The organism is Rhizobium sp. MHM7A (genome assembly GCF_005862215.1).
GTDB classification, from domain to species: Bacteria; Pseudomonadota; Alphaproteobacteria; order Rhizobiales; family Rhizobiaceae; genus Rhizobium; species Rhizobium bangladeshense.
This window is the reverse complement of the sequence record NZ_VCHT01000001.1, coordinates 772721-796584: the sequence shown is the minus strand read 5'-3', so window position 1 is coordinate 796584 and position 23864 is coordinate 772721. Positions and strand designations below refer to the sequence as shown.

Genomic DNA, 23864 nt, shown 5'->3' with positions numbered 1-23864 from the left:
ATTTCGTAATGGCCCCTTTTTCTTTGCTTAGCTTTTGTCTTCTTCGAGCAGCGTGAGGAAAAAGTCTGCGACGTCGTCTTCACCTGGGGCAACATCGGCAGACTCGGCTTCAGAAGGAGGGTCATAATCCGGGATTTGCATGAACCCGCTGTAATGAGCATCCGCATTATACAGTCCAAGCGAACTATCGCGATATCGCTCAGTCACGCTACGCGCGAACGGATCAACCATTTTCGGAGCGGAACGTCGCTCGGATCGGCTCGGTGCCGAGTCAATCGGCCTGACGGTGACGTATTTGTCACATTCGTTCGACGTGCAGTACCGCCAGGTTTGCTGTTGCTTTTTCTTGAACCATAGCGCGGCATCCAAGATCGGTACGAGATGGAAGAGGTCCTTGCTGTTCCATAAGTCATCGACGGTGCCGGGGAAGCGCTCACAGAAATCTTTTCGAACGGCTTCAGCAAAACCCTTCAAGTCGTATTCCTTACGCTTGTTTTCCGAAATGCCAAGGTGTTCGGCCAGCCAGTCTTCGTCGGCATTCCGCTCGCTTTGTGTAGTTTCCCCATCCGCCTGAAGCAACTCGCGGATTTTCGCGGTATTCTCAACGATTGATGAGAAATCCTCAGTGTCGCCAAATATGTCGTGTCTTTGCTTATTGTGTTCGGTATCCTCCGTATACTTCAAAATGCGGCAATGCTGCATGCGCATGCACAATGAACCGAGCGCGGCGAGTTCATGAGCATCGAACTTTTGAGCGACGGATACCCCCGAAGTCATATCCCGGATCGCCGACTTCTGGATAGCATCAGCCACGATTGCTGGTGAAAGAGCGAAATAGTCCGCAGTTGCCAGATCAAAGATATCGATGACGTAGTTGCCTTTGGCGTCGAGCAGCAAATCCATGGCGTAATGATTTTCGCCGATTTTCTTGAGATTGGCCGCCACTTCGTTCGCCTTCTCCATGAATTTCTTGAACAGCACCGGTTGAATAGAACATTCCTGGAATTGTGTTTTGTAAGGTCCTGTGTGCCCCTCCGAGAGCGAATTCCCAATCTCTTCGACGAAGGGTTGCGTCTGCTGTCCTGGTTCGGCGATTGCCGTTTGAGCCGTCGCGGCAACGATCACGCCACTCACGACAAATACCCGTACCCCGTGTTCTACTCGTACGAACGGGCGTATGACGCTTCGTTGAGACCAACGATTACGCGTTCCCTGGATAGCCTCCATCACTTTGACGGGCAGGGAACTACCCAGGTGCTTTTCCATTTCCCGAATTGACTTGATCGGTTCTAGACCAGTCACGCAATGGCCGTTCTCCAGCTCATCATATACGAAAACGGCATCATATCCTTGTGACGCGATGTCAGCCGCTATGGCTGCGAAGTCATGCTCCTTCCGGATGCAGGCCGGAGGCAATGCATGCTTCGCGATGACATGGAGTGCCTTTTGGAGATTTCCGCGCATCAGGCGGTTTCCATGCCGATAGGAACCAATTTCCCCATCCTTGTATGCTAAGGTCATCCCTTGCGAGATTTGGATCAAAAGCTGGCCACTAAGAACGTCTGAAAATTCCTTCATTTTGAGCGCGATTTTCGCGATCTCAAGTGGCGTCCACGACGGCGCTGCTGTTTTGGCCTCCAGTTCGTAAGCCTTCTTGAGCAGGTCGAAGGTCGCGTTGCCGTTTGGTCTCGCATAACTCTCCCTTGCCTCCCTTGCTTGAAACGGCTTGGCATGCCTGTAAAGACTCTTCGTGGCAGCAATGATCGCTGAATACTGTGGGTATTCTTCTTGCGCTCGCATTAATTCCTCTTCGGTGAACATATCAGCCACATCAAGCTGGACCGAAGGAAAAGCGGTGAATTTTTCCTCTTTCACCTCCTCTGGCGCAGGATCAGCATCTACCGGAGGCCAGAACATCTTTGAATAGAACGGCGTGACCCCGCGCAGGGTTTTCCAGTTTGCAAGGTGGTGGCGAACTGTATTCTTGAGTGCGTCATCGACTAACATTTAAGCGGCCTCTGTCATTGTCTGATTTTCGTGATTGGCTGTGCTAATTATCGCAAGCAGCAGGATGAGCATCGCGATCTTCATCTCCTCGCTCGCGCGCCGACTATTCGGTGCGTCCGCGAATGTGAGCGACAACTGCACCAGGTTGTCGGACGCCATGGCAATTGCGACAGCCTTCTGCTGGATGTGCTCCGGAAGCTGGCTCGACCTGATAATCTCGCATGCCTTCTTTGCAAGGAGATCGTTCGCTCTCTTCCGGGTTCGCTCGAACTGCTTGGTATAGAGTTCCCGGCGCATGTTGTATGGCCCGGCCATGTGCAAGGTATTCACTTCCACCGAAATCATGCCGCGCTCGGTCAGCCCCATATCAATGCTGTAGTCCTGCAAACCGTACTCTCTCAACTCGGCAACGATCTTACGAACCTGACGCGCGAACATGGCTGAGGTCTTGCGATCTTCCAGATTTTCGGTTTGGCCTCGGTCGTAGTAGCCAGCGTCAACCGAAGGCCGCTTGAGCACTGCCACCCGGCTGTCGAGACGCTTTCCATTAGAGTTCATTGCAGAGAAGTTGCGGTCCGAGCACGCGGACGCGAACATCCGGCCGCCCTGAATGTAATATCGCTGCTCATGCGTGAACGGGACGTGTTCCTGCACATACATCGGTTCGTTCACGTGATCTCTTTCGAGGGTTCCGGCTAGGCGCTGCTGTGCGGTCTCTAGGTTTGTTACGCCACCGAGATTGACTGTCCAGGTTCCTGACTTTTGCGCGACGCCCTTGAGGAAGGCATGGCTATAACCCTGCAATGCCATGTCTGCGAGGACTGCTGCAGTATGCTTGCCCTCTTTCGTTACTACACCGCGTCTGCCGAGATATTTCTTGTAGAACGGCCAGTTCCAGTAGTCAGGGCAGCTGTCCAGGCGGTCTCTGACCCGCTTGCCTGCTTCCTCTGCCTCCTTGAAGATTGGGTAACCTTCGCCGTCGGTTCCGATGTATTGGATGATAACGCTCAATGCGTTGAAGAAGCCTGCGCCAGGGGCAAGGTGCACCATCGCGCAAACGGCATCTGCATCATCGATGACGTGAAGCCTGTAGTCTCGCTTGTCATCGGATACGTCTTCGATCCAATTGTCAAAGACAGCGATACCCTCTGCCATTGAGACCGATTTATTCGAGGCCCAGTTGAACGCCCTGTCGATGTCATAAACGAAGTGTTCGGTCGTTGGCTTTTCCGACTTGTCGAAGTGCCACTTCGGCAGAGATTGCCACCCTGGGAAGCTGCGGTCCCAGATTTCTCGCCAGCGCCTGAGGAGCGGCTCCGCCTTGGGCTGAAACGCAATCGTTGCGTTGATGACTTCGTCATAGGGGAGGCTGTTGATGCGTTTGATGCATGCAGCGGCGCAGCCAATGGATTCGCGCTTAAGTTTGAACTCGACATCCTGCTCGCTCCAAAAACGGCCGTACCAGAACGGACGCTCAGCCGTATGGGAATCGATCATGGCATTCGCTTCTTCGCGCGGTAATGTGATGTTCGTGTTCGGTTTCCATGCAGCTATGCGCGGTTCGTCATTGTTTTCTGGAAGCTTCAGTTCGTCTATTCCGTTAAGCAACGCAAAATCCGTGAGCGCAAGTCGCAAGACCTCCGCATCGTAAAGGCTGTTTGCTGCAGCTGGTTCCGGACGGCGCTGTGGGCCTGTGGTTGGACGTCCTCTGCTTATAAGGTCGGCGATAGTCTTCCTTTGTTCAGGCGTAGCAATGATATCGGCCTGTTCAAACTTCCTAAGAAGATCATCGACCTGCAGGTGGACAGCCCGTTCGATAGCAGATGAACCGAGAAGCGCACTCAGCCTGAGATGGTTGGCGAATGTCGCATCGTCGGTTTCAATCATGATGTGATTGAAGGTCTGGTCGGCGTTATGGAACTTGATGAAACCTTCCCAAATGCTGACAGATAGGATTAGATTTTGGCTCTGTTTCTCGTCCCACAAGATTGATCGCGGCTTACGCAGCAAGCAATTTTCAAAGAAATTCATAACCTCTTTGAAAACGGCTTGGGTCGCGAAATCGGATGCGTTGATGGATGCGTGGGCCAAGTTCAAGGACTTGTCGGAAGATACCGTCATGACGAGTGTGATCGCGCCTGCCGGAATCTCTTTGTCATGGAGTGCTAGGCTGCTGTTGCCGACGTTTAGATCAGTAACGCCGACCGGTTGAAGGAATTCCTTGAATCTGCCCTTATGTCTGGCACCTGTCTTGTTGACCAACAGCAGCTCGTTTTCCAAGCGTGCGGCAGCTACATAGGTGTCCGATGCCTTCAGGGCTTGATATTTCCTCTTGAGAGCTTCAAGAGCAGGCAAAAGAGTCTCGGTTTCTTCAGAAGATCGCTCGATCTCATTTGGAAACCTTAGAATGCTCCCGTGCCAGTCTGCGAAGCCCCCACTTCCTATGTCGTATTCATGATCGTTCAAGGACCTGAAAGTCCCACGCGTCTCATCTCTCCACGTCCATGGTATGATTTTACCCATCGACGGAGTGTACTGGCATTGTGCGGCAGACACGACATATTCACGGACGTCTTGGAGGGTCGGCATCTATAACTCCTATTCTGTTGACGAATATGATGACCGCGATGTTTTTTCTGGCAAGGAATTTCTTTGAAAAATCTTTGCCGCTGCATGAGCCATTCTCAGATTTGTGAGATGCGCTATTGTTTTGTCTCATCGATGCGATTAGGAGTTGACTATGAGCGAACAATTCATCCCAGCCTTGATCGATGGTGAGATCAATCCCCAGCTTCTCAAGCGGTCACGTTATGAGATAGCCGGGCTGCAGTTTTGCAATCGTGAAGGACTTGGGAGCGTTCCGAATGTTGACAACATCGGTTACATGGGCGCACTTATCCTGATGAAGCCCTCGCAGTATTTGAGCCTTGTTCCATCCCTGGGCGGGTTCACAAAAACAGTCAACTTCCTGAAGACAGGGCAGGAAACGCTGTTTGGCACACCCTTCCTAGATATCAACATCAACGAGGAGACGCGTACCGCACAGGTTAAAGGGCACGAAGGTCGCTCACGGATGTCCTTCTTCCGGGAAGTGACCGGGGACGCGCCGGTGCCGGTGGCGCTTTTCATCCGGGAGAGCAATTTCACGCTCAGGGCTCGTCATATCGAACCCTGGATGCTCGAACTAATCCAATCTGGCGTAACCAGTGAACGGACAGAGGTCAGCCGAGGAGACTATGTCGAGGGGCCACTTTTTGATCAGGCCGCATACCTTGATAAAGGCAGTCGGATTGCTCGAATTTCACTTCCTGCTTCCGACCGCATGCTGAGCTTTTGAAGTTAAAAATTATGCCCATCCGGCACTGAATGTCGCATTCCTTGACATAGCCGTCAGAATTTGCGACAACTGGCGCATGAACAAAGAAGTTAGGTATGGAAGCAATCCGGCTTCCTCGAATGTTTCATCGATTATCAGAAACAAAACCGGCGATAACAAAGATCGCTTTCCTTTCCCCCAAAATGACGAAATTCTTGTTTGTCCGATAGGCGGCGTTGCCGAAATCGGGATGAACTGGACGCTCTACGGTCACGCAGGCCGATGGGTTCTCGTCGATGCCGGAATATCTTTCTCCGGCGGCATCGCTTCAGTCGAGGCGATCTTCCCCAATCCGGAAATCCTCGATCCCATCATGCCCTACCTTGATGGGCTCATTATCACCCACGCGCATGAAGACCATATCGGGGCCGTCCATCGTGTTTGGCCCCGTATCAATTGCCCTATCTATGCGACACCCTATGCAGCGGAAGTCCTCTCCGAACGTTTTAAAGAGGTCGGCACACGTGGTCAGGTCCGATTGCATCGCTTCGATCCTGGCGACACGATTTCCGTAGGACCGTTCGAGGTCGAGACTGTTCCGATTACACATTCAACGGTCCAGTGCGTGGGGCTCCTGTTCCGCACTACCATTGGCAACGTTTTCCATACTGGTGATTGGAAGTTTGATCCTGATCCGGTGCTTGGCAACCCCACCGACAAGACACGTTTGGCAGAGATAGGCCGTCAAGGCGTGCTTGCCATGGTTTCAGACAGTACCAATGCTGCCCGAATCGGAAAGACAACGTCCGAAGGCTCGTTGCTAGACGGCTTTCGCTCGGTGATGGCTTCTCACAGAGGCACTATCGTCATCTCCTGCTTTGCCAGCAACGTGGCTCGAATGGCCACCATCATGAAAGCCGCACAGATGACCGGCCGGTACGTGGGCCTGGTCGGTCGGTCCATGGAGAAGAATGAGCGGATTGCCCGTTCTCTCGGTATGCTGGATGACTGTGATACACCCATACGGTTCTGGGAACTGAAGCACGTTGACGGCTACCAGAGAGTGATCTTGTGCACCGGAACACAGGGAGAGGCCTCCGCAGGGCTTTCCAAGATCGCGCGAGGAGAGGCGGACAAGTTCCCGAAGCTCGCCCCAGGTGATGTTATCGTCCATTCCGCCCGCGCGATCCCTGGTAATGAGCATTTGATCGGTGACATTCTCGACAAATGTCGAGAGCAGGGGGCCATCGTGCTGGAGCGCGAATTCGGTGGGCTTCCCCTTCATGCGACCGGTCATGGCTCGGCAGATGAGATGATCGAAATGTATGACCTCATCAAGCCGACATATGCGATCCCGGTTCACGGTGGTCCTGTGCAGCTTGCCGATCATGCGGCGTTGGCCGACGATTGCGGGGCGCAATCATTCATTCCCAAGCCGGGTTCGGTGCTCCAGGTGACAGCCGCTGGCGTCAGGGAACTGGCGGTCGTACCGGTCGACCTGATCTGCCAGTATGCGGTTCCAGAAGGTGATCCGCCGGAATTTGGCCCTTGGACTGAAGAAATTCGACAGTCCATTCTCAATCCTATCTCCTTGGCGGTTGCAATCTGACAACCTTTCGCTCGGAAGGAATTGCACGAATTAACTCTATTTTAACTAAGGAATTGTCAGCTCAAATTACTGGTGTAAATGTGGGATCAGACCAAAAGGAAATCTCACATGACAATGCATGCGCAGTTCGCTCCGACCACCCTTGCTCGCCGCTATCTCGACACCCACAAATTCATGGAACTCTATCGGGAAGTTATGGCTGTCGTTGAAGCGACGGCTAATTATCTCGATACCCAGGGCCGGATCGAGCGCAGAGTGCTGAACCGCACGCAGGAAATGCTCTATTCGAAGACGTCCATGCAGCTTACCACCCAGCTCATGCAGATTGCTGGTCATGCGCTCGTTTTGCGTGACGTCGCCGAGCGCAAGCTGGATTTGGATGAGGCGCTGACTAAGATTGTCGAATCCCGGGTTAGCGCGTCCGTCGAGAATAATCTCGCTGCTATTTCCGAATTGCCCAAAGGTTTTGTCGATCTATGCGAGGCTGCAAACCGTGTTCGGTCGCGACTGTTCTGGGTTCATGAAGGCTTGACCAAGCAGCAGATCGAGCCGGTGCCGGTCGAGAATATGGTTCACAACAGTCTTGAGGCTCTTCGTCAGGCCTTTGCCTGATCTGGCGTTTCCGCGTCCCATGGGATGCGGATCATCGCCGCTTTCGACGTGAAGGTGTTCTGGGCGATTTTGATCATTCGTCGAACGGATACGAAGAGGAAGATCAGTTTTACGCCCATCAATCCGACCAGTGACAATGGCACGGGATGAAACGGCCCATAGGTGTAAAACAATCCACCCATCAAAGCGACCATGACCAGACCGACAATCACATCGACGATATGCCCGAGAATGGAGCGTTTGTAATGCTGGTCGATATAATGTTGCTGGTGCAAGGACAGCATAGCCATCACTTCGTCGATATAATATTCGCGCCTTTTCAGTTCCTCGGCATCCGGTGAATTGAGTTCAAGGATTTCCGTTGCTTTCTTATGAAATGCTACCGAGGGCAATGTTATTTTACCGCCAGGAATGATCTCGCTTCTAACTCCGGCAAAACCACGCCAAAACCCTAGCTTGGCCCACGACCGAAGCGATTCAGCGAACAATGCGGCGTCCGCCTTCGAATCGTAAATGATCTCCTTCGTGGTGGTCATAGGAATTCGTCCTTTCAATCCTTGCCTTCAATTCTGCATCAGCTACGATAAGCATGGCAATATCATTTAGGCCATATTTCCTTGTCGCATCAGCAATCGCTGGAAACAAGTGGAAATATTGGGACAAACGGGAATTCTCGATGAAGAAGTTTTTCGCAATCGCCCTTATGGCATGCTCGTTCGGCTCATCTGTCTTCGGGAACGATCAGCAGGAAGTCGAGAATATCGGCCATTGCTTGACGTTCGCATACGTGCGGGCAGGGCTCGACGGTGAAAAAGAAATTCCAGCTGATCTAGCCGCTGGTCTCGCTTTCATAAAAGACGAATACGAGGTTAGAGCTGCAAACATTGGGATGGACGAAGAGGCGCGGCAGAAGGCGATTGTTCTCGCTTTAAATGAAAAAAACGTGATTATCCAGACTGAAGGGATGGCGGCGCTTGAAGCGCGCTACAAAACGCTGTGTCAGAACATCGCTGAGACTTTTGCCCATGATGTCGGCAACACGTCGGGCGCTACCGACAACTTAAGCCGGGTCCCCTAAAATCTGGCCCGCGCCGAGCCTAATCGGTCAATTGCCCGGTCGATCATTGTCTGCAGATCGTCGGGCAGGGCGTCCGGGGCAGTGAACTTGCCGAGATACTCTTTCAGGACCAGTTGATGGTCACCGAGATGCTGGCCTAAGACGAGTTTTGCGATGGCGACGGCCATCTGGCTCTCGACAACCTTGCGGCGTGCGCGGTGCCGCCTTGATCGTTCGGCAATGCTGTCCGGTTCTTTCTTGCTCGTTTCGACTTCCATACGCCTGATCCGGTGCTTCTCACTTGTTTCAAGAGATAAGCACCGATTGCGATTTTAGGAAGGCCTGTCCGGTTTTTAGCGGGACTGAGGTGTGGATACTGTCATCCAGGGCAGGGCGTGAATGAACGAACCCATCGTGGCGCGCTTATTATTCCACAATCGCCGGACGAGCCTTTTGCCAAGGCTGCCGGAGATGAACGGCAGAAACAGACAGGGAAAGCTGCCGTATGCGATCTCTGTCTCGCCGGTGCCGATCCCATAGGTGATGGCAGCGAGTGTTCCGACCATGATGCAGTATCCGATAAGCAATCCGGCCGACTTCCAGGAGGTCGCAGCCTTGAACAAGTACCGGACTTCGTTAACGCGCAACTGGGCCATCGCCTTTTCACCGAAGCGGAGCCTTTCCTCGGCCTCGGTAGGGTCGAGCTTTGCAATGCCGTGATAAAGCGCCCCTTGCGGCCCGAATATGTTAGTATGATAGACGCGCCCCTGGAACGCATCGTGAGCGGCCACATCTCTGCCGGTCAACAATGCCAAGCCGTGGAAGAAGCTGACCCAGACATAGTATCGACCGTTGAAGCTCCACTGGTTTGCGAAGCGGATCGGATCGATACGATCCCAGACGCTCATGGAAGCCTCTCGACAGTTGCGGGCGGGGCAATCCCGACGGCATTGTAGGCCGCATGCATGATCGGCCTGGTCCGATTCCTTTCTTCCGTGAAGTCGATCTCGCCAAAGGCTTTGAGGTAGCCTTGAATGTAGCCGATCTGGAAAGAGGCCCATAGAACTGACGGCCGTCCCTCGGCCGCATGTTCACCGGCAATCCACTCGATATCGAATTGCATAAGGTTGAGGATGGATGCCGGAACGTCGGCTCTGTTACGAAGTCTTTTGAGCCTGACGGAAAGTTCCGGAACTATCTTGGCGTATGCATCGCTAAGACTGATGGGCATCTCGACCCGGGAATGGCTCAGGATTTTCCAGATTTCCTGTTCAGCATGGCGCGGAACAGCGTTTTGTGCGGCGGTGAGGCCATAGACGCAGCCTAACCAGCGGCCTGCTTTATCGTCTGGCATGTCTTGCGTGTCTTGGACTTTACCGATCATCCAGCTTAGGTGAACCGGCGATGCATCTTGATCGTAGGGCTTCCCTTCAAGGCGTTCTGGTGCCATTTGAGCAACCGCATGCGGAAGAAAATCCGCGATTCTCAGAATCCTGTCTCTGTCGGGTCCAGCCATTTTCATGTCTCAATAAGGAATGGAATTCCCCATTATTAAGCGAGGTTTTTTCCTGCCACACAACCCGAATTTCTTGCATATTTTGGAGAACAATGCATTTTAGGTTTGAAAGGAAACGACCTTGAAAATTTGGCCGATCTCGGACCTACACCTGCGTCAGACAGACGCGATGCATCTTTGGATGCCTTTCCAGATTCCGGAAGCAGACGTGTGCCTGCTTGGAGGCGATGTTACGGAGGGGTTTGCAAACGCAATGCATTGGGCCGGGAATCTCATCGCTCAGAAGATGCCCGTCGTCATGGTGCATGGGAATCACGACGTTTATCGTTCGAGCATCGACCGTGCCAATTCGGAGTCGAAATTGCTGGCTCGGGCGTTCAAAATCCATTTTCTCGAAAACGATGAGATCGTGATCGATGGCGTGCGCTTTGTCGGCGCGACCCTGTGGACTGACTATCGGCTGCCTGTCGGAGGCATGTACGCAAAGAAGAGCGTTGAAGAAAGGATGAAGGACCTTTTCCATATCGTCCCCAGGGAGTTGGCGGATTTCGGTGAGATTTATCGGTCGGACGAACGGCAAGAGGGTGAGACCGGGTTTATCACGATCCAGGAGCTTATTCGCCGCCACGAGGAAAGCCGAGCTTACATCGACGAGGTGCTGTCGACGCCGTTCGACGGGAAGACTGTTGTTCTGACGCATCATGCGCCGCTTGGCCGGTCGATCCATCCCTCGTTCGAAGGAGAAATCACCAATGCAGCTTTCGCAAGTGACCTGAGCGATCTCATTGCTCGCCGCAAACCCGCCGCATGGGTTCATGGGCACGTGCATCATTTTCTTGATTACATGGAAGATGACACCCGAGTCATCTGTAATGCCAAGGGGCATTCGGGGCAGAGAAATCCAAGTAATTTCCGGTGGGATTTCACCTTCGAGGTATAGCCCTTAAATGTTGACATTTACTGCCGGTAGGGTATTTTCTCCTTTGGAGCTTCATTGGAGAGAACATGGCTATTCTGGCAGCAATAATTGATCGGCAGTTCGAGACACATGTCGACGATGTCCTTGTTGTCGATCAGGTTGTCGCTTTTCCAGATGGCGATCATTCGGAAAGATTTGTCGTTGGTCAGTTCAACAGGGACGAGGCCATTATCGTGCTTCGCCGGTATTTTCCCGTTCAGGTGGGCAACATCAAGAAAGTATCGACGGCTGGCGACGAATTTCTGATTTATGAATTCAAAATCCAGGGGACAGATGCCGATCCGCAGCTGATACTTGAAGACGAGCCGTCAATGGTTATCCCTGTGGCGATCTCCGACGTTCCCTCTGCAGGTGCCGGGAAGGAGTCCAGATAATGAATACGTTTCTGGTTGGCATTACAGAAGACCCAAAGTCTGGTGAGCGCAAGAACCATCTTTTCCACGAAGACGTCCTCCAGGTCGGGATGAAGGTTTACCGTCGCGGTCTGGATGAAGGTCCGATCCGTGTCGTGGGCGTTGATCGTTCCAAGAACCTCGTAGCGCTTCATCACGAAGGGTACACGGCCTATCTCGGCCGTGCGTATGGAAGCCAATATTCTCCAGCTGTTATGTCGCTTCACCGGTACGAACTGCGCACCGATTATCAGAGCGATGGGCCAAACAGAAAAATCATCGGCGTGCATTTGCTCAAATGCGTCGCCGAGGTGCCGATTGCCCGCTGACGTTTGGTTTGTTGCTGGCGTTTGCCGATGGTCTGCTGGTCTGCATAGACCTCGAACTATCGGTTCACATGGAAATTTGGCATATCTCAGACCTACATTTCAGTGAACAGCAAATCGCAGACGCATTTTCTCACGGCGTTATCCCCAAGGCCGACATTGCCGTCGTTGTTGGCGATGTCAGTGATAGGATGGAGGATAGCCTCGCCTGGTGTGCAAAGGTCATCAGACCACACATGCCGGTCATCTATGTCCCTGGCAACCACGACTTCTATTTCGTCGACCTGACTGAGACCTCGGCGCGGGCGAGGAAGCTGGCGGCGAAGCTCGGTATCTATTACCTGGACGGCGATACGGTTCTTGTTGATGGAGTTCGCTTCATCGGGGCGACATTCTGGTCGGACCTTGAACTCGATGCCGTTGAGAATGGCAGATTATGCCCTGTGAAGATGGGTGATAATCTCCATAGAGCCCGAATGGGTAGCGACTACAAGAAAATCTATTCCGACCGGCGCAACAGCCGTTTTGTTACGCCCGAAGTCACAAGGGCGCTCCATTTCGAGCAGAAGCGGTACATAGGTCGAATGCTCGCTCGTACACATGATGGCCCCACGGTCGTTGCCACGCATTTCGCCATTCATGAGAAATCTGCCAACCCGCTTTATCGGTACACGCCAACGTCTCACTGTTACCTGTCCGACCAGGATCGGTTGATCGCACAATTTTCTCCGACACTCTGGCTACACGGCCATGTTCACGATTGCTACGAGTACGACATCCACGGAACGAGGGTCGCCTGTAATCCGGGTGGGTATGCGCATGAAAGCGGAAACGGGTTCCGCTGGAATCTTGTCCATACCGTCTGAGACAAATCCTTATTCTGAATCAGCGCGATAGGAAATTCCTTGTTTCAAGGTCCGGTACCGCCGTTGACAGCTGCGCATGGGAAAGGAAAACTTTGTTATTGAAAGTCCAATGAAAAGGCTTTTGTCGCATGGTAAATCTCAACAGCGATTACAAGAAATTCCTCGATATCGATTATCTCAGGGCGACGGGTGCTAAACCGCACTTCTTCCTCGACTTTATTCAGCTGAAGCTGAACGACCGCGAGCGAATGCATTTCTGGCACCCAGATTTGCCTGCTTATGGCGCAGAAGAAGAGTTGCATGACCACCGTTATGACTTCGAAAGCCGCGTGCTTGTAGGCTCCACAACGCATGAAGAGTGGTCCTTCGTCGAAGACGCAAACGGCACTTTCGAAATTATAGAAAAGTCGTGTCAGCCCGGTAATGAGATCGCGCCTCGTCGAATTGCAGTGGGTGACGTTCGCAAGGGCGGGACTTACAGCATGGTTGCTGGTTCGGTCTACCATTTCCCGCATGACCGCTATCACCGCATCCACACGGAGCGCTGCGTAACCTTCTTGACCCGGGGCGAGATCGTTAAAGATGTGGCCAGGATCATCAAGCCGCTGAATGCGCCTGACTTCTGCCCGTTCGAGACTAAGATCGAGGAAGATCGGCTGTGGGACATCATTGCGGACCTGCTGGCCGTCGAGCAGCCTGGCTATCATCTGCGCGAAATTCCTAAGGGTGTCTTTGGTGAGGCCAGCAAAATCCTGGAAGAAGCAGCCGAATTCGGTGAAGCGCTGGAGCAGGGGAGTAAGCTTATGGCCCTGATCGAGCTTTCGGATATGCGCGGCGCGATTGATGGCTACATCCAGAACCATCATCCAGGGTTCACTCTCTCGGATATGGAACGTCTCCCGGCACTTTGGCAGCTGCCGAACCTGCTCGCTGCCGTGCAATCGTATCTGACTGTACAGCGGCCCTTGTCCAGCTCCGATCTTGAACTGTTTTCCCAGATTACCCAGAGGGCGTTTCGCAATGGTCGGCGTTGATTGGCAGCTCCTCGGTAAGGCCGTTTTCCATTACGAATGCGCAGGCTTCAAGCAGATTGAGGTTCCGTGGTCGGTGCCGGGTGATGTTGCTGCGGTGACATGCCCCGACAGTTCCAGGATGTATCCCTTTGCCGATCAGGTTCTGGTCGGCTCGGCTGAGCAATCATTCATGCAAATGCAGTTTCTCGGCCAGCTTCCACCCGACAAGTACGTTGCCTGCACCCCGTGCTTCCGTAACGAAACTGTCGTTGACGAACTGCATCAGAAATATTTCATGAAGGTGGAGCTGTACTCGACGGAGGATGACCAGAATGGAAAGGCCATGGCCTTCGCTCTGGCAGCCCAGAACTTCATCAAGGCTTGGGGGCAGGCACCTGCTCAGACCAAAATCGTGCCAACCGAAGAAGGTCTGGACCTTACCCTTGGCGGGATCGAAATCGGTTCATACAGTTCCCGCGAGTACAACGGTTTCCGTTGGACGTGTGGAACAGGTCTCGCCGAGCCACGGTTCACAATCGCCAAGGCGAAATTCCTGGAAAGCAAAAAGGGCCGCTAATATGGCGGCCCTCTTCACTTCATGGCCCGAGGCGGGCATCTGGGTTAGCTGACGTCAGGAACCGAGATCGCTACCGTCCGCTCGATTGCGGGCGGGATATCGTATCCCGGTTTAACAGGCCCCATCTCGACGTCATGGTCACCGGATTTCCAGTGATATGGCTCATGCACTTCCATGTACGATCCCGTCCCGTCGCAACGAAATCGGTTGGTTGCTCGACCGGCCACGACGAATGGCTTGACCATTATTGCGCATACCGGACAAGCTTCGTGGAAGACGAACACCCGTTTTCCAGACTTGGCGGCGGCAAACTCGATGATCTCAGCACTCATTCATCCTTGCTCCTCTGTTAGCCGACTGGAATATCGCGAGCAGGAGAAAATGTCAACATTATATGATTTTGCTGATCTCACTGGTATTCCTTTGCCGGTTCCCTAAATTTGGGTGACAGGAAATGCGATAAAGGAAAAACGCTGATGACTTCGAACAAATCCGCCGCAAAAAAGGAGGTGGCCCACGTCGATCACAGCGCCGTATCCAGGCGGCTCGTTTCGCTCCTCGACCATGTTACGGTGGAGGCGAAAAAAGAACTCAACATCGTCGAGACGCTCATCACGAAGAAGCTGATTTCGCGTGAAGAGGTTCATGCTATCGCTGCTGCAAATGGCGAATCCTATGATCCTTTGATTGCCTGCGCCCCTCAAGTTCTCGATCTGATCGCGGTTGCAGCAGGCGCAAACATGCGTTTGCTACGCTTGCGTCACCAGGAAGAATATCTCCCTGTTCAGACGACGAAACTGCTTGATCCGTCAAACGTTGATCCCGACGTGGATTCTCTTTCCTGCTTTATGGAGGTCCGTTTGAACGGCGATGGCGGCGTCCACCTGTTTCCGCTGTCGAAAACCAACCACAATGCCGTTTCGTCCAGTCTTTTCGCGCGACGTGACCGGTATGGCCTATCTGAATTCTATGAGGATTATCTCGCATTCTTCACGCTTGATAGTCGGCTTGTGTTCATCAATCGAGCCCGCGTCAAGCATGTGCTTTTCCACGATCCGTTAACTGCCTCGGTTGAATGTAAGGCGATGCCCGAAGGTCTTGTCGAGGCTTTCCACGACTATTTCGAAATCCTCGACATGTTCTCTCATCTTGAGTTCTCGGCTGCTGCCCCGTTGCTGGCAAATCCGCTCCTGAAATCAGTGCATCGGATTGTTGGGGACATGAGCGATAACCTGGCCGAGATCGCCGAACAAAATGAGGACCTTCGCCCGGCCGATACCATCGATCTGTTGTTCAACAGGTCGGAGATCGAGTCCTACAATGTCGACCATATCGACCTTGTGGCACTCGACGCCACGTTATCGGGTAATAGCGCTGACTTTCTGGTCAATCACGCCCTCGACGAACTGACGTTCCGCAAGAATGAAGTCGCGATGGTCACGTTGCCGGTATTCCGTTGCTGGCAGTACGCGAACAGCCTGGAAATGACCCATTACCAGTCAGTCCAGGCCGCGTCTGCTATCTCCGCAATGACGGTGCGTTGAATTCGCGCATTTGCCACTGAGAATAGGCGAGGGTAAAGTCAAAGCTGACGCCCTCGTTATTTCGAACTGGCTTCGTAAATGTTTGGGACCGGCTTACACGATCATATTCAAGACAGTTACCGATGATCCGCTCTAGTGCCGGGCTTTCGGTCATCCAGTCACCCCTGTTCATCACAATGCTCAGGTCCCTTAGCATGCCAAGTGCTTCGTTGTTCCAGTCGAGCAATTTGTCGATAACGCTCGAAGTGGTTCCGCGCTTCATATTATCTGCCACGCTTTCCTCGATCTGTTTTCCCAATCGATAGAGGGTAAGTTCATCAGCATAGCTTGTGATAGGCGAGTAGTGTTCTACGGTATATGGCAAATTGTCGTTGCCGTCATAAGTACCACCTACCTCGTCGGCTAGTTCCCGTGCAAAGTCCTGTGCGCGTTCCAGGTCGGACATGTTGAAGAACGCGAGTGTAGTCTTGTCGCTTAGCAACACTTTTTCGAATTCTGCTTTGGTGCCGTATGCCCACTGTTTGATCTCAATCTTTTTGTCATTGAGAGATACACCGAAACTTGGTTCTGGCAGGCGTTGATAGAGTGATCCCTGTGATACGATGTATTGTGACACGGCTTCGCGGGTTGTGGCCCGGGCGAACTCGTCGTTCCTTAGTTCCAGGTGTTCGATGACTGCGGTCGCAAGGTTCAAGAGCCGGTCATGTGAATAGCGGTTACGTTCGCACAGTGCCTTGGGGAAGTAATCCTTGTTAATTTCTGCTTCGTTCCTATTCCGAAACTCCTGGCGAATGTCTCGCATCATCGTGTCGATGAATGGGTTGCCTTCGCTGTTGTAAAGGGCGGAAAAATGGTGTCCGTCGCGCACAGCGTCCTGCTGACCTCGTCCGTGGCCAACTTTCTTGTAAAAGTGGCCATCTCCGTTCTGCAGATATTCGATTGTCGCGTACTGAGATTTCAACTCTATGGCCTTGGCCATGGGGTCATCATTTGCGTCTAGGTTAAATTCTTCGGATAGATGGCCGACGATTACCTTTGTTCCGGAGTGGCCTTTAGGCCGCCCTTTAGCTCTGACCGGGAAATCGATGATGACGCGCATAATAAACCTCATTTCTTCCGGTTAAGGATCGGGGCGGTCTTCGAATAGCACAACATTTTTGGCCGACCCAGCGTCTTTGTTGCATTGCCCACCACTACACTGACTTTGACTTGTAATGGGAGAAGTGGCATGTCGGTTGAGGCAGTAGCAAAAGCGTTTGGTCTAGAAGGTGACCAGGCGGCAATCGAGTTGATGCAAACCCGTGTTCTTTCGGCGTTGTTCAATCGAGTTGTGGATCGTGAAATTGTTCTAAAAGGCGGTTTCGCGATGAAGGTGATCGCCAACAGCCAGCGTCTTACGAAGGATATCGATCTTCATGCAAATGGCGCGTCTCTTGAACGTGTTCAGTCGATCACACGAGCAGCGATCAAGGAGCTTGAGAAGTCCAAATTGCTGGATGACTTCAAGGTCTCAGAGCCTAAGCAGACCGACACCACGCAGCGGTGGAAGATCAATGGCCGTATCGCCGGAGGGGAGACGCCCGTTCACTTGGTGATCGAAGTTTCGCGTCGCGGTAACATCCCGACAGAGCTGATTGCGCCGGTCCGGTTTGAGCCGAGCCCGATTTTTGGTGCTCCTCCAGCTATCGTCGAAACGCTGAATCCGACGGCCATCGGAGCTGCTAAATTCGACGCTTTGTCGTCGGTGACCCGCGAATCTCCGAGGGATGTTTTCGATCTGGATGTTCTGCGCGAAATGCGCATCGAACCGCCGTCGTCGATTTTCGCGGAAAAGTACACCGCAGATGTTCTCGCTGAAAAGTTGATGATTATCACGGACAAGCTCGAAAAGATGGACTTCGACACGGTCAAGGACACCTTGCTCCCATCATTGGCTCCCGAGGTTCAGAACAATTTCGGCCCGGCTCAGTGGGAGACAATGCGCATCAATACCTATCTCATGATGGAAGAATGGGTCAGGTTGGCCCTGGAAATGAAAAACGAAGCAAAAGAGCCGACAGAAGAACCGGCTCTGACAATGTGAATTAGAAAATGAGCACAAATAATATCATGCGCGCCCTCTCGTCCGGGGGCGCTCCTCGCGTTCTGACACGTAACACCTTGCGTCGCGTGATCGAGCGAGTGAATCCTATGGATGGGAGAGCCACGAACACGATTGCCGAAAGCCTTGTCGGTGTGAAAGCGCTTCACAAAGTCGCCGACGATGTTTTTCTAAACTATCTCGTTAAGCCGTTGCCGTCCCCGGCAGAAGCATTGCGTCTTGTTGTTCCTGGAGCCTATCTGTCTTTGCATATGGTGCTCGGACAGTGCGGCGTCCTCAATAATCCTTCAAACCTCTATACATGCGTTCGCCCTTCGACCTCGTCCGCTCCCGAGGGTGAGATTTTGCTGGTTGGCCGTCGCTTTGCGACGAACAATCCTGCCCCGCTCTTCCACGTCTACGCGCTCAAGCCGAATATCCCCAATGGCGATAAACTTGACGATCATATCGACGGCAAGTTCAGCTATCCCAGGGCAACTCCGGAACGAGCTTTCTGTGACTGGCTTTATCTCGCGAAAAACGACGTTAAAGCTCTCGGAGCCGAGCCACCGCTTGACTGCGACATGCATCAACTCGACATGGACCGTCTTTGTCGTGTTGCCTCACATCTGGGCGTAAGCGACGAACTTGAGTGTTGGCTCGAAAGACACCGTGAATATCTGCTCGATGTCGGGAATGCCTCGAATACGAGTGAGGCTCTGGGATTCTGATTTAAGGAATTCCCTACTGAAATCGAGAGCCAACCAATCCGCAACTTTAATTGTTGACATTTTGCCGGAACAGCGATAATTCCTTGAGAAAAGGAGACTTCGATGTTCCGTTTTTGGTGTTCAGACTGGTCGGATAAGCTTAATTGGAAATCGGCTGAGGCCGAATCCTTTGAACAACTGATCAAGAAATACCATCGTGAACATCTGTGGACCTATGACGCCGATAATGGTGGAGAGGACACGGCGACCTTTGCAATCGTATCTCCAGAAGGTGAAACCCGATATTTCCGGCTCAATTACGAGTGGAACATTGAATATCGGGATGATGGTGATGGCGACGGTCATCATTTTCACGTCGACAATCCCTATTGGATCACGGAAATCAATCGCAATGAAGCTGGCAACGTTCCTGGTGACCGGGACTGGCTGATTTTGCCCAAAAGCTACAGGCCTTGCACATGCGGACGATAAACCAGATCGGCGTTGATCGAGAGCTTCTGAAAGCAATTGCTCCGGAGCAACCTATGCAGCAAGACGAGCAGGGTGGCTGCGTCTGGTGTGGGGAGGATAGTTGGGGTTCAGGGTCCTATAGGGACTATGAACGCCACGAGGGTTGCCCTTGGGGACGGGTTCGTAAGATCATCTGCGAATCCGCTGAAAGCACCGTTGACGCCGACGGTATGGTTGCCTCACTCGAATTCCGCGACTACATCCGGTCCCGTGGTTATGGTGTCGAGACCGAATACGACAACCAGAACAACGCCTTTGTCACCTACGGCTATAAGGTAAGCACACCGAAACGCCGTACGGTGATCGACAGCTATCCTGCGCTTGGGAGTTGCGATGTCGCGTTGCGGCCATTCCTCCTGGCCAAGGAATGGTGCGATCAAAAAGATGCCAAAGCCTCTTTCAGCACAGGAGCTTTGGCTTGATGGTCGAGAAACCGCTTGAAGGGATTGAGGCCTTGATGCGAGCGAACGGCTACTCGGTCGGTGCGCTAAGCGGCATGCGTGTTGGCAGGATCATTCGAAATTGATGTTGAGGGCGCTTTCCATGTTCACGAGGTTCGGAGCGTTTGCCAGTGCGACTTCGACGAACCGATGAACTCAGACTACGAAAGATGAAGGCTAAGTCATTGAACGCTTTGAGAAACCCGCAGTCAGCTGCGCTCCAAATGGTAGCGGCATTGCAAGCAGTTGTAGCCGATAGGCACGGCATGACTGAAGATACCTTTCGCAAGGTCCTTGGCGCGCTTAGTGCGGCCGGTGTCGACGCTTTTCCACCACCTGCCTATCGTCCGGTGCACAAGGTTTCGCACTACAAGGATGGGAAAGACTGGTGGGTCCACGACCCGAAGGAAAACACCTACCTTTGCGGTGATGACGGCGACTTCGCCCGGTTTGAAACGGAAGAGCAGGCGATTGCCGCTATTGTGGAGAATGCCGAGCAGGAGCGTGAGCTGCAGGCTGAGATTTCTGCTTCCGCTCGCGGAACCGCTCGCGCCATTGACCTGGGAGCGACCCGGTGAAGGACAATAGCCTGCGCGAATGCGCCAACGACCACGAGCGCCTGCTCCTCTGTGAGATCGCTCGCGTGGCCCAGGTCGCAGTTACAGACCACGTCTACGAGCACGTGATGCGCCTCCCGACCAAGGCGGTGACGTGCGACTTTAACGTCGTGACCATCGACACCTTCGAGCATGGCCAGTTCGAGATTGTCGTGAGGAAGAAGATATGAACACGGCACAAGTCGCGTCCCCAACGACCTAACCCGGGCGACACTGACACAGTGGCGTGAGCCGTACTTCGTCTGCATTGATAATCAGGCATTGCCGCTGACGTTCGCGCAGCAATGTTGCGATGCCCGGTTATCTGTCGCTGCTCCTGTCTCATTCGACACTGTTATTTCCAACCAGGAACATGCCGCAGCTCGCGGCGACATCGAAGCCAACGCGATTAACCATTCGAGCGCGTTGGCCGTCTGACAGCGCGTTTGTCGCCACGACCATGAAACGTTCGATATCCATCTCCGATGCCTCTCTGGACTTATCGTTCGCCGGATTATAGCGGACGAGATTGAAGTCAAAGCTGACGCCCGCAGCCTTCGCCATATCGAAAGCTGCCTTGGCACCCTCTGGATCATCGTTTTCGCCTTCGATCAGAGCCCAGTGGAGGATGACGCGGTTATGTGATGCCTGTTGATAGCGCCGCAGCCATGCGAGCGCCTCGGTGGGAGCCTTGGCCTTTGGTATCCAACGCCTACGCCAGGACGCGCCAATGCTGTACAGCGAGTAATAGAGGTCAACCGGAGGAGTGTCTTCGTCCCAGAGGTTTCGTCCGTCATCGGTGATTGTGTCCAGCGGCAGGATGGTGGATATCTTGATCCTGCAGTCCAAACCACGCTCTTGAGCCAGAGCGTTCAACTGCTTGAACAAAGTGGCGTCAACCGCCGGGTTTGACAGGGGCTCACCTCTTGCCATGAAGTTGAAGTGAACGAGCTTCGCGCCCCCGAAATTGCTTTCATTCAAGACCTGCTCGGCTTGCGCAATCATCTGCTCCCTGCTCAGGAGCGTCGCCATCGTCTCTCCATTTTGCGTGAGATGACAAAAGCGGCACGCTTTATCGCACCCCGTCATAGAGGAAATATAGACAATGAAACGGTCCGAATACCTTTGGACGAAACGCGTCTCGATTTTCCCACCGTCCGGCGTGCCGACAAAGAAGTTCACGCTTTTATCCAAAGCGGAATTCAGGCGCTCAAAATCCATCTGTTCAGGCATCAGCGACATGGTTCAGGTCCCAAAAGGAATTGTTTGAATTTGGCGTTCGCTCACGCAAACCGCCAATGAGAATTAGAATCGTGATCCTGCAGAGAAGGAGAACCACTGCAATTTATCGCCGTCTTCCTTGGCAATCGGCATCGCAACGTTCGCCTTGATCAAGCCGACAGGAGAATTCCATGCAATCCCGGCACCTGTAGCGGCGCGGATCGAGAAGTCGTCTGAAAGGACATTGGACCCGGAGTGGCGGACGCTTGACTTGTCGGGATTGAAGACCGAGCCCGCATCTACGAAGAGAACACCATTCAGACCGAAGCTTTCTGGGATGAAGGGCAGGGGCATGGAGGTCTCGGCTGTGCCACCAAGGTAGAACTGGCCGCCCAAGCTGTAGCCGGTCGCCGCGTCCCGTGGGCCGAAACCGCCGCGTTGGAAGCCGCGCACGAGATTGCCGTCGGTGCGGAAGTGATCCACGAAGGCCAGGTCCTGCCCAATAGCTGTTATGTTCCCGCCCTTCAGGCCAAGCGAGCCGACGACATTTTCTCTTGGGAAGAGTTCGGAATAGACGTTGAATTTGGCTTCCGATTTCACCCAAGCTCTATCACCGCCGATCCCCGCGAATTCCTGAGTAAAATTCGCATAGATGCCGTCACTCGGCGCTGTTAGATCGTCCAACGTGTTATAGGTAAGGTCGTAGCCCAGGAACGATACGACCTTAATTCCATCCTCAATGAGGAATGGTGAGCTGGCCGTTTGAATGCCCTGGTAGGCTGCGGGAACGTCTGTAATCTCACGGTCATAGAGGCCGTAGTACAGCGAACCTGTGAGATCGTCAGTGATCGGCGCGCGCACGCCTATCCGACCGCCTGTGCGTGTTTCGTCATACGGGTGGAAACGGTCGTTATCAAAGCCGGTGTTCCGATGATAAAGTTCGACGAAACCGGTGGCGCGATATCCGAGAAGGTGGGGCTCGCTGTACGAGAAGAAGTAGTTATCACTGTCTTCGCCACGGCCGACCTCAAATGCCAGCCCACGGCCGGTACCCATGAAATTCGATTGCGATATGCCAGCAGTGGCCAAGACGCCTTCCGACGAGGAATACCCAGCGCCGATAGAGAATTCGCCGGTCTTCTGTTCGACGACATCAATGACCATGGTGGCGCGATCATCGCTGCTCGCCTGAACGGTCTTGATCTGAATGGACTGGAAGAAGCCAAGCGCCTTCAGACGTCGCTCAGCTTCCCGGATTTGCCGAGAATCGACCCGGTCCCCTTCCGAGAAATCAAGCTCGCGGCGGATAACGTAATCCTTTGTCTGCGTGTTTCCGTTTATATCGATGCGGTCGATATAAACGTTCTTCGCCTTGTCTACCGTGTACACGACATCCATGGTGCCGTCGAAATTACGGTTGGTCCTCACCTTTAGATCGGTGGAACCTGACACCTGGTCGGCAACTTCACGCTCAATGACCTGTCCTAGGCGGGTGACTTCAGAGGGATCGTAATAGCCGCTGGCCCCGTAATCCTTCTTTCGATCACCACCATTGTAGGATGGGATCGTGCTCTCGACGGACACGTTCTTTACCTGGTAGAGCTGACCTTCTTTAATGTCGAACCCGATCATCGTTTCCAGGGTATCCGCATCGAAGGTTACGTCGGCGTTGCTAACCTGAACGTCCGCATAGCCCTTGGATTGGTAATACTGAATGATTTGTTCGCGATCCCGGTCCACCTGATCGACGTCATAGACGTCCTTGTTCAAAGCTGTTGTGAGCAGACCGCTCTCTTTCGTGAAGATAACCCCGTGAAGCTGAGTGGCGCTTACATGATCGTTGCCGGTAAAATAAATCTTGCTGATTTTCGACTTTTTGCCTTCGTTGACAATGAACTGGATATTTGTGCGACCGTTGTTCTCGGCTGTTTTCACCGTAACGCGTGCATCATTGCGACCCGTCTTCGCATAAGCGTCGAGGATCGCCTTTCGGTCATCCTCAATTGCCTTCTGTGTGATTGGTGCACCGGCCTTCAAGCCGATGAGATGTTCAACCTGTTCGTCTTTCAGTCTCTTGTTACCGGCAAAGTCGACAACTCCGACGATATCGGCTTCCGTGACCGTGATAACCGATACACCACCTTTCAGGCGGGACACCTTTACGTCGGTGAACTGGCCGGTCTCGTAAAGAGCTTTCACACCGGCGTCGATATCATCTGCACGGCTGGTTCCGTCTTTAGGGAACTGAGCAAGCACGAAATCCTTTGCTATGCGATTGTTGCCCGTGACCAGGAGCTGATCCGCGTGCGCGGTTCCAGACAACAAGATAGCTGTGGCGACGACCAATCCGATGCGTTTCGACAAGGTTCAAGTTCCTCAGGAATTCGGCATCCGCCGCAAAAGGTTCCCCCATGATTTGAGAGGAATTCCTGCTTGGCAAGGAAAAACAGAAAAATTCGATTAATTACGATG

General features: G+C 53.1%; 27 protein-coding genes. 17 read left to right on the top strand and 10 right to left on the bottom strand.

Annotation, left to right across the window (positions count from 1 at the left end; genetic code table 11):
- Nucleotides 1-27: 27 nt before the first annotated feature.
- Both FFR93_RS04680 and FFR93_RS04675 read right to left on the bottom strand, forming a co-directional pair.
- Entirely contained in the window at nucleotides 28-2007 is a 1980-nt protein-coding gene (locus FFR93_RS04680; protein WP_138392211.1) for a hypothetical protein, read from the bottom strand.
- Nucleotides 2008-4473: a hypothetical protein gene (locus tag FFR93_RS04675; RefSeq protein ID WP_138392210.1), complete on the bottom strand. Its 2466-nt coding sequence runs from the start codon at nucleotides 4471-4473 to the stop codon at nucleotides 2008-2010.
- Nucleotides 4474-4747: 274 nt separating this feature from the next.
- Between FFR93_RS04675 and FFR93_RS04670 the strand changes: the two genes are divergently transcribed.
- From FFR93_RS04670 to FFR93_RS04660, 3 genes are all read left to right on the top strand, one after another.
- Nucleotides 4748-5344, top strand: coding sequence for a hypothetical protein (locus FFR93_RS04670; RefSeq protein WP_138392209.1), 597 nt, complete (start codon nucleotides 4748-4750; stop codon nucleotides 5342-5344).
- Between the two features lie 76 nt (nucleotides 5345-5420).
- Nucleotides 5421-6932 (top strand): ribonuclease J, encoded by a 1512-nt coding sequence (locus tag FFR93_RS04665; RefSeq protein ID WP_138392208.1) that lies wholly within the window; start codon nucleotides 5421-5423, stop codon nucleotides 6930-6932.
- Between the two features lie 108 nt (nucleotides 6933-7040).
- Nucleotides 7041-7544: a DUF1465 family protein gene (locus tag FFR93_RS04660; RefSeq protein WP_171049077.1), complete on the top strand. Its 504-nt coding sequence runs from the start codon at nucleotides 7041-7043 to the stop codon at nucleotides 7542-7544.
- Here the strand turns inward: FFR93_RS04660 and FFR93_RS04655 are convergent.
- Complete coding sequence (locus tag FFR93_RS04655) at nucleotides 7529-8080, bottom strand: hypothetical protein (protein WP_138392206.1); 552 nt, start codon at nucleotides 8078-8080, stop codon at nucleotides 7529-7531. The genes FFR93_RS04660 and FFR93_RS04655 overlap by 16 nt on opposite strands.
- 140 nt (nucleotides 8081-8220) lie before the next feature.
- On the opposite strand from FFR93_RS04655, the gene FFR93_RS04650 reads away from it, so the two are divergent.
- A complete protein-coding gene (locus FFR93_RS04650; protein ID WP_138392205.1) occupies nucleotides 8221-8622 on the top strand; it encodes a hypothetical protein in 402 nt (133 codons plus the stop codon).
- On the opposite strand, the gene FFR93_RS04645 is transcribed toward FFR93_RS04650, so the two are convergent.
- The 3 genes from FFR93_RS04645 to FFR93_RS04635 form a co-directional block, all read right to left on the bottom strand.
- Entirely contained in the window at nucleotides 8619-8879 is a 261-nt protein-coding gene (locus tag FFR93_RS04645) for a hypothetical protein (protein WP_138392204.1), read from the bottom strand. The two genes, FFR93_RS04650 and FFR93_RS04645, sit on opposite strands and share 4 nt — an antisense overlap.
- 75 nt (nucleotides 8880-8954) lie before the next feature.
- Nucleotides 8955-9509 (bottom strand): hypothetical protein, encoded by a 555-nt coding sequence (locus FFR93_RS04640; protein ID WP_138392203.1) that lies wholly within the window; start codon nucleotides 9507-9509, stop codon nucleotides 8955-8957.
- Entirely contained in the window at nucleotides 9506-10117 is a 612-nt protein-coding gene (locus tag FFR93_RS04635; RefSeq protein ID WP_138392202.1) for a hypothetical protein, read from the bottom strand. The genes FFR93_RS04640 and FFR93_RS04635 overlap by 4 nt, the downstream gene beginning before the upstream one ends.
- Before the next feature lie 121 nt (nucleotides 10118-10238).
- On the opposite strand from FFR93_RS04635, the gene FFR93_RS04630 reads away from it, so the two are divergent.
- From FFR93_RS04630 to FFR93_RS04605, 6 genes are all read left to right on the top strand, one after another.
- A complete protein-coding gene (locus FFR93_RS04630) occupies nucleotides 10239-11057 on the top strand; it encodes a metallophosphoesterase (RefSeq protein WP_138392201.1) in 819 nt (272 codons plus the stop codon).
- Between the two features lie 65 nt (nucleotides 11058-11122).
- Nucleotides 11123-11470, top strand: coding sequence for a hypothetical protein (locus FFR93_RS04625; RefSeq protein WP_138392200.1), 348 nt, complete (start codon nucleotides 11123-11125; stop codon nucleotides 11468-11470).
- Nucleotides 11470-11817, top strand: coding sequence for a hypothetical protein (locus FFR93_RS04620; protein ID WP_138392199.1), 348 nt, complete (start codon nucleotides 11470-11472; stop codon nucleotides 11815-11817). Before FFR93_RS04625 ends, FFR93_RS04620 begins: the two co-directional genes overlap by 1 nt.
- Entirely contained in the window at nucleotides 11787-12680 is an 894-nt protein-coding gene (locus FFR93_RS04615; protein WP_138392198.1) for a metallophosphoesterase, read from the top strand. Before FFR93_RS04620 ends, FFR93_RS04615 begins: the two co-directional genes overlap by 31 nt.
- Before the next feature lie 128 nt (nucleotides 12681-12808).
- A complete protein-coding gene (locus FFR93_RS41260; RefSeq protein ID WP_205910726.1) occupies nucleotides 12809-13714 on the top strand; it encodes a hypothetical protein in 906 nt (301 codons plus the stop codon).
- Nucleotides 13701-14270, top strand: a complete 570-nt coding sequence (locus FFR93_RS04605; RefSeq protein WP_138392197.1) for a hypothetical protein — start codon at nucleotides 13701-13703, stop codon at nucleotides 14268-14270. Before FFR93_RS41260 ends, FFR93_RS04605 begins: the two co-directional genes overlap by 14 nt.
- A gap of 44 nt (nucleotides 14271-14314) precedes the next feature.
- On the opposite strand, the gene FFR93_RS04600 is transcribed toward FFR93_RS04605, so the two are convergent.
- Nucleotides 14315-14602 carry a hypothetical protein gene (locus FFR93_RS04600; protein ID WP_138392196.1) on the bottom strand — a complete coding sequence of 96 codons (288 nt, stop codon included), beginning with the start codon at nucleotides 14600-14602 and terminating at the stop codon, nucleotides 14315-14317.
- A gap of 144 nt (nucleotides 14603-14746) precedes the next feature.
- On the opposite strand from FFR93_RS04600, the gene FFR93_RS04595 reads away from it, so the two are divergent.
- The gene (locus tag FFR93_RS04595) at nucleotides 14747-15814 is read left to right on the top strand and encodes a hypothetical protein (protein ID WP_138392195.1); all 1068 of its coding nucleotides are present in this window, start codon (nucleotides 14747-14749) and stop codon (nucleotides 15812-15814) included.
- On the opposite strand, the gene FFR93_RS04590 is transcribed toward FFR93_RS04595, so the two are convergent.
- The gene (locus tag FFR93_RS04590; protein WP_138392194.1) at nucleotides 15789-16913 is read right to left on the bottom strand and encodes a hypothetical protein; all 1125 of its coding nucleotides are present in this window, start codon (nucleotides 16911-16913) and stop codon (nucleotides 15789-15791) included. The two genes, FFR93_RS04595 and FFR93_RS04590, sit on opposite strands and share 26 nt — an antisense overlap.
- Before the next feature lie 129 nt (nucleotides 16914-17042).
- Here FFR93_RS04590 and FFR93_RS04585 point away from each other — a divergent pair, with 129 nt between their 5' ends.
- The 6 genes from FFR93_RS04585 (at nucleotide 17043) to FFR93_RS04560 (ending at nucleotide 20362) form a co-directional block, all read left to right on the top strand.
- Nucleotides 17043-17897, top strand: a complete 855-nt coding sequence (locus tag FFR93_RS04585) for a nucleotidyl transferase AbiEii/AbiGii toxin family protein (protein WP_138392193.1) — start codon at nucleotides 17043-17045, stop codon at nucleotides 17895-17897.
- A gap of 8 nt (nucleotides 17898-17905) precedes the next feature.
- Nucleotides 17906-18625 (top strand): hypothetical protein, encoded by a 720-nt coding sequence (locus tag FFR93_RS04580; RefSeq protein ID WP_138392192.1) that lies wholly within the window; start codon nucleotides 17906-17908, stop codon nucleotides 18623-18625.
- Between the two features lie 102 nt (nucleotides 18626-18727).
- Nucleotides 18728-19096 (top strand): hypothetical protein, encoded by a 369-nt coding sequence (locus tag FFR93_RS04575; protein WP_138392191.1) that lies wholly within the window; start codon nucleotides 18728-18730, stop codon nucleotides 19094-19096.
- Nucleotides 19084-19557: a hypothetical protein gene (locus tag FFR93_RS04570; RefSeq protein WP_138392190.1), complete on the top strand. Its 474-nt coding sequence runs from the start codon at nucleotides 19084-19086 to the stop codon at nucleotides 19555-19557. Before FFR93_RS04575 ends, FFR93_RS04570 begins: the two co-directional genes overlap by 13 nt.
- A 284-nt stretch (nucleotides 19558-19841) precedes the next feature.
- Nucleotides 19842-20153 (top strand): hypothetical protein, encoded by a 312-nt coding sequence (locus FFR93_RS04565; RefSeq protein WP_138392189.1) that lies wholly within the window; start codon nucleotides 19842-19844, stop codon nucleotides 20151-20153.
- Nucleotides 20150-20362 (top strand): hypothetical protein, encoded by a 213-nt coding sequence (locus tag FFR93_RS04560; protein WP_138392188.1) that lies wholly within the window; start codon nucleotides 20150-20152, stop codon nucleotides 20360-20362. The genes FFR93_RS04565 and FFR93_RS04560 overlap by 4 nt, the downstream gene beginning before the upstream one ends.
- Nucleotides 20363-20513: 151 nt before the next feature.
- Here FFR93_RS04560 and FFR93_RS04555 read toward each other — a convergent pair whose 3' ends face one another.
- Nucleotides 20514-21413 carry a hypothetical protein gene (locus FFR93_RS04555; protein ID WP_138392187.1) on the bottom strand — a complete coding sequence of 300 codons (900 nt, stop codon included), beginning with the start codon at nucleotides 21411-21413 and terminating at the stop codon, nucleotides 20514-20516.
- Nucleotides 21414-21476: 63 nt separating this feature from the next.
- Nucleotides 21477-23756, bottom strand: a complete 2280-nt coding sequence (gene bamA, locus FFR93_RS04550) for an outer membrane protein assembly factor BamA (protein ID WP_138392186.1) — start codon at nucleotides 23754-23756, stop codon at nucleotides 21477-21479.
- Nucleotides 23757-23864 lie beyond the last annotated feature (108 nt).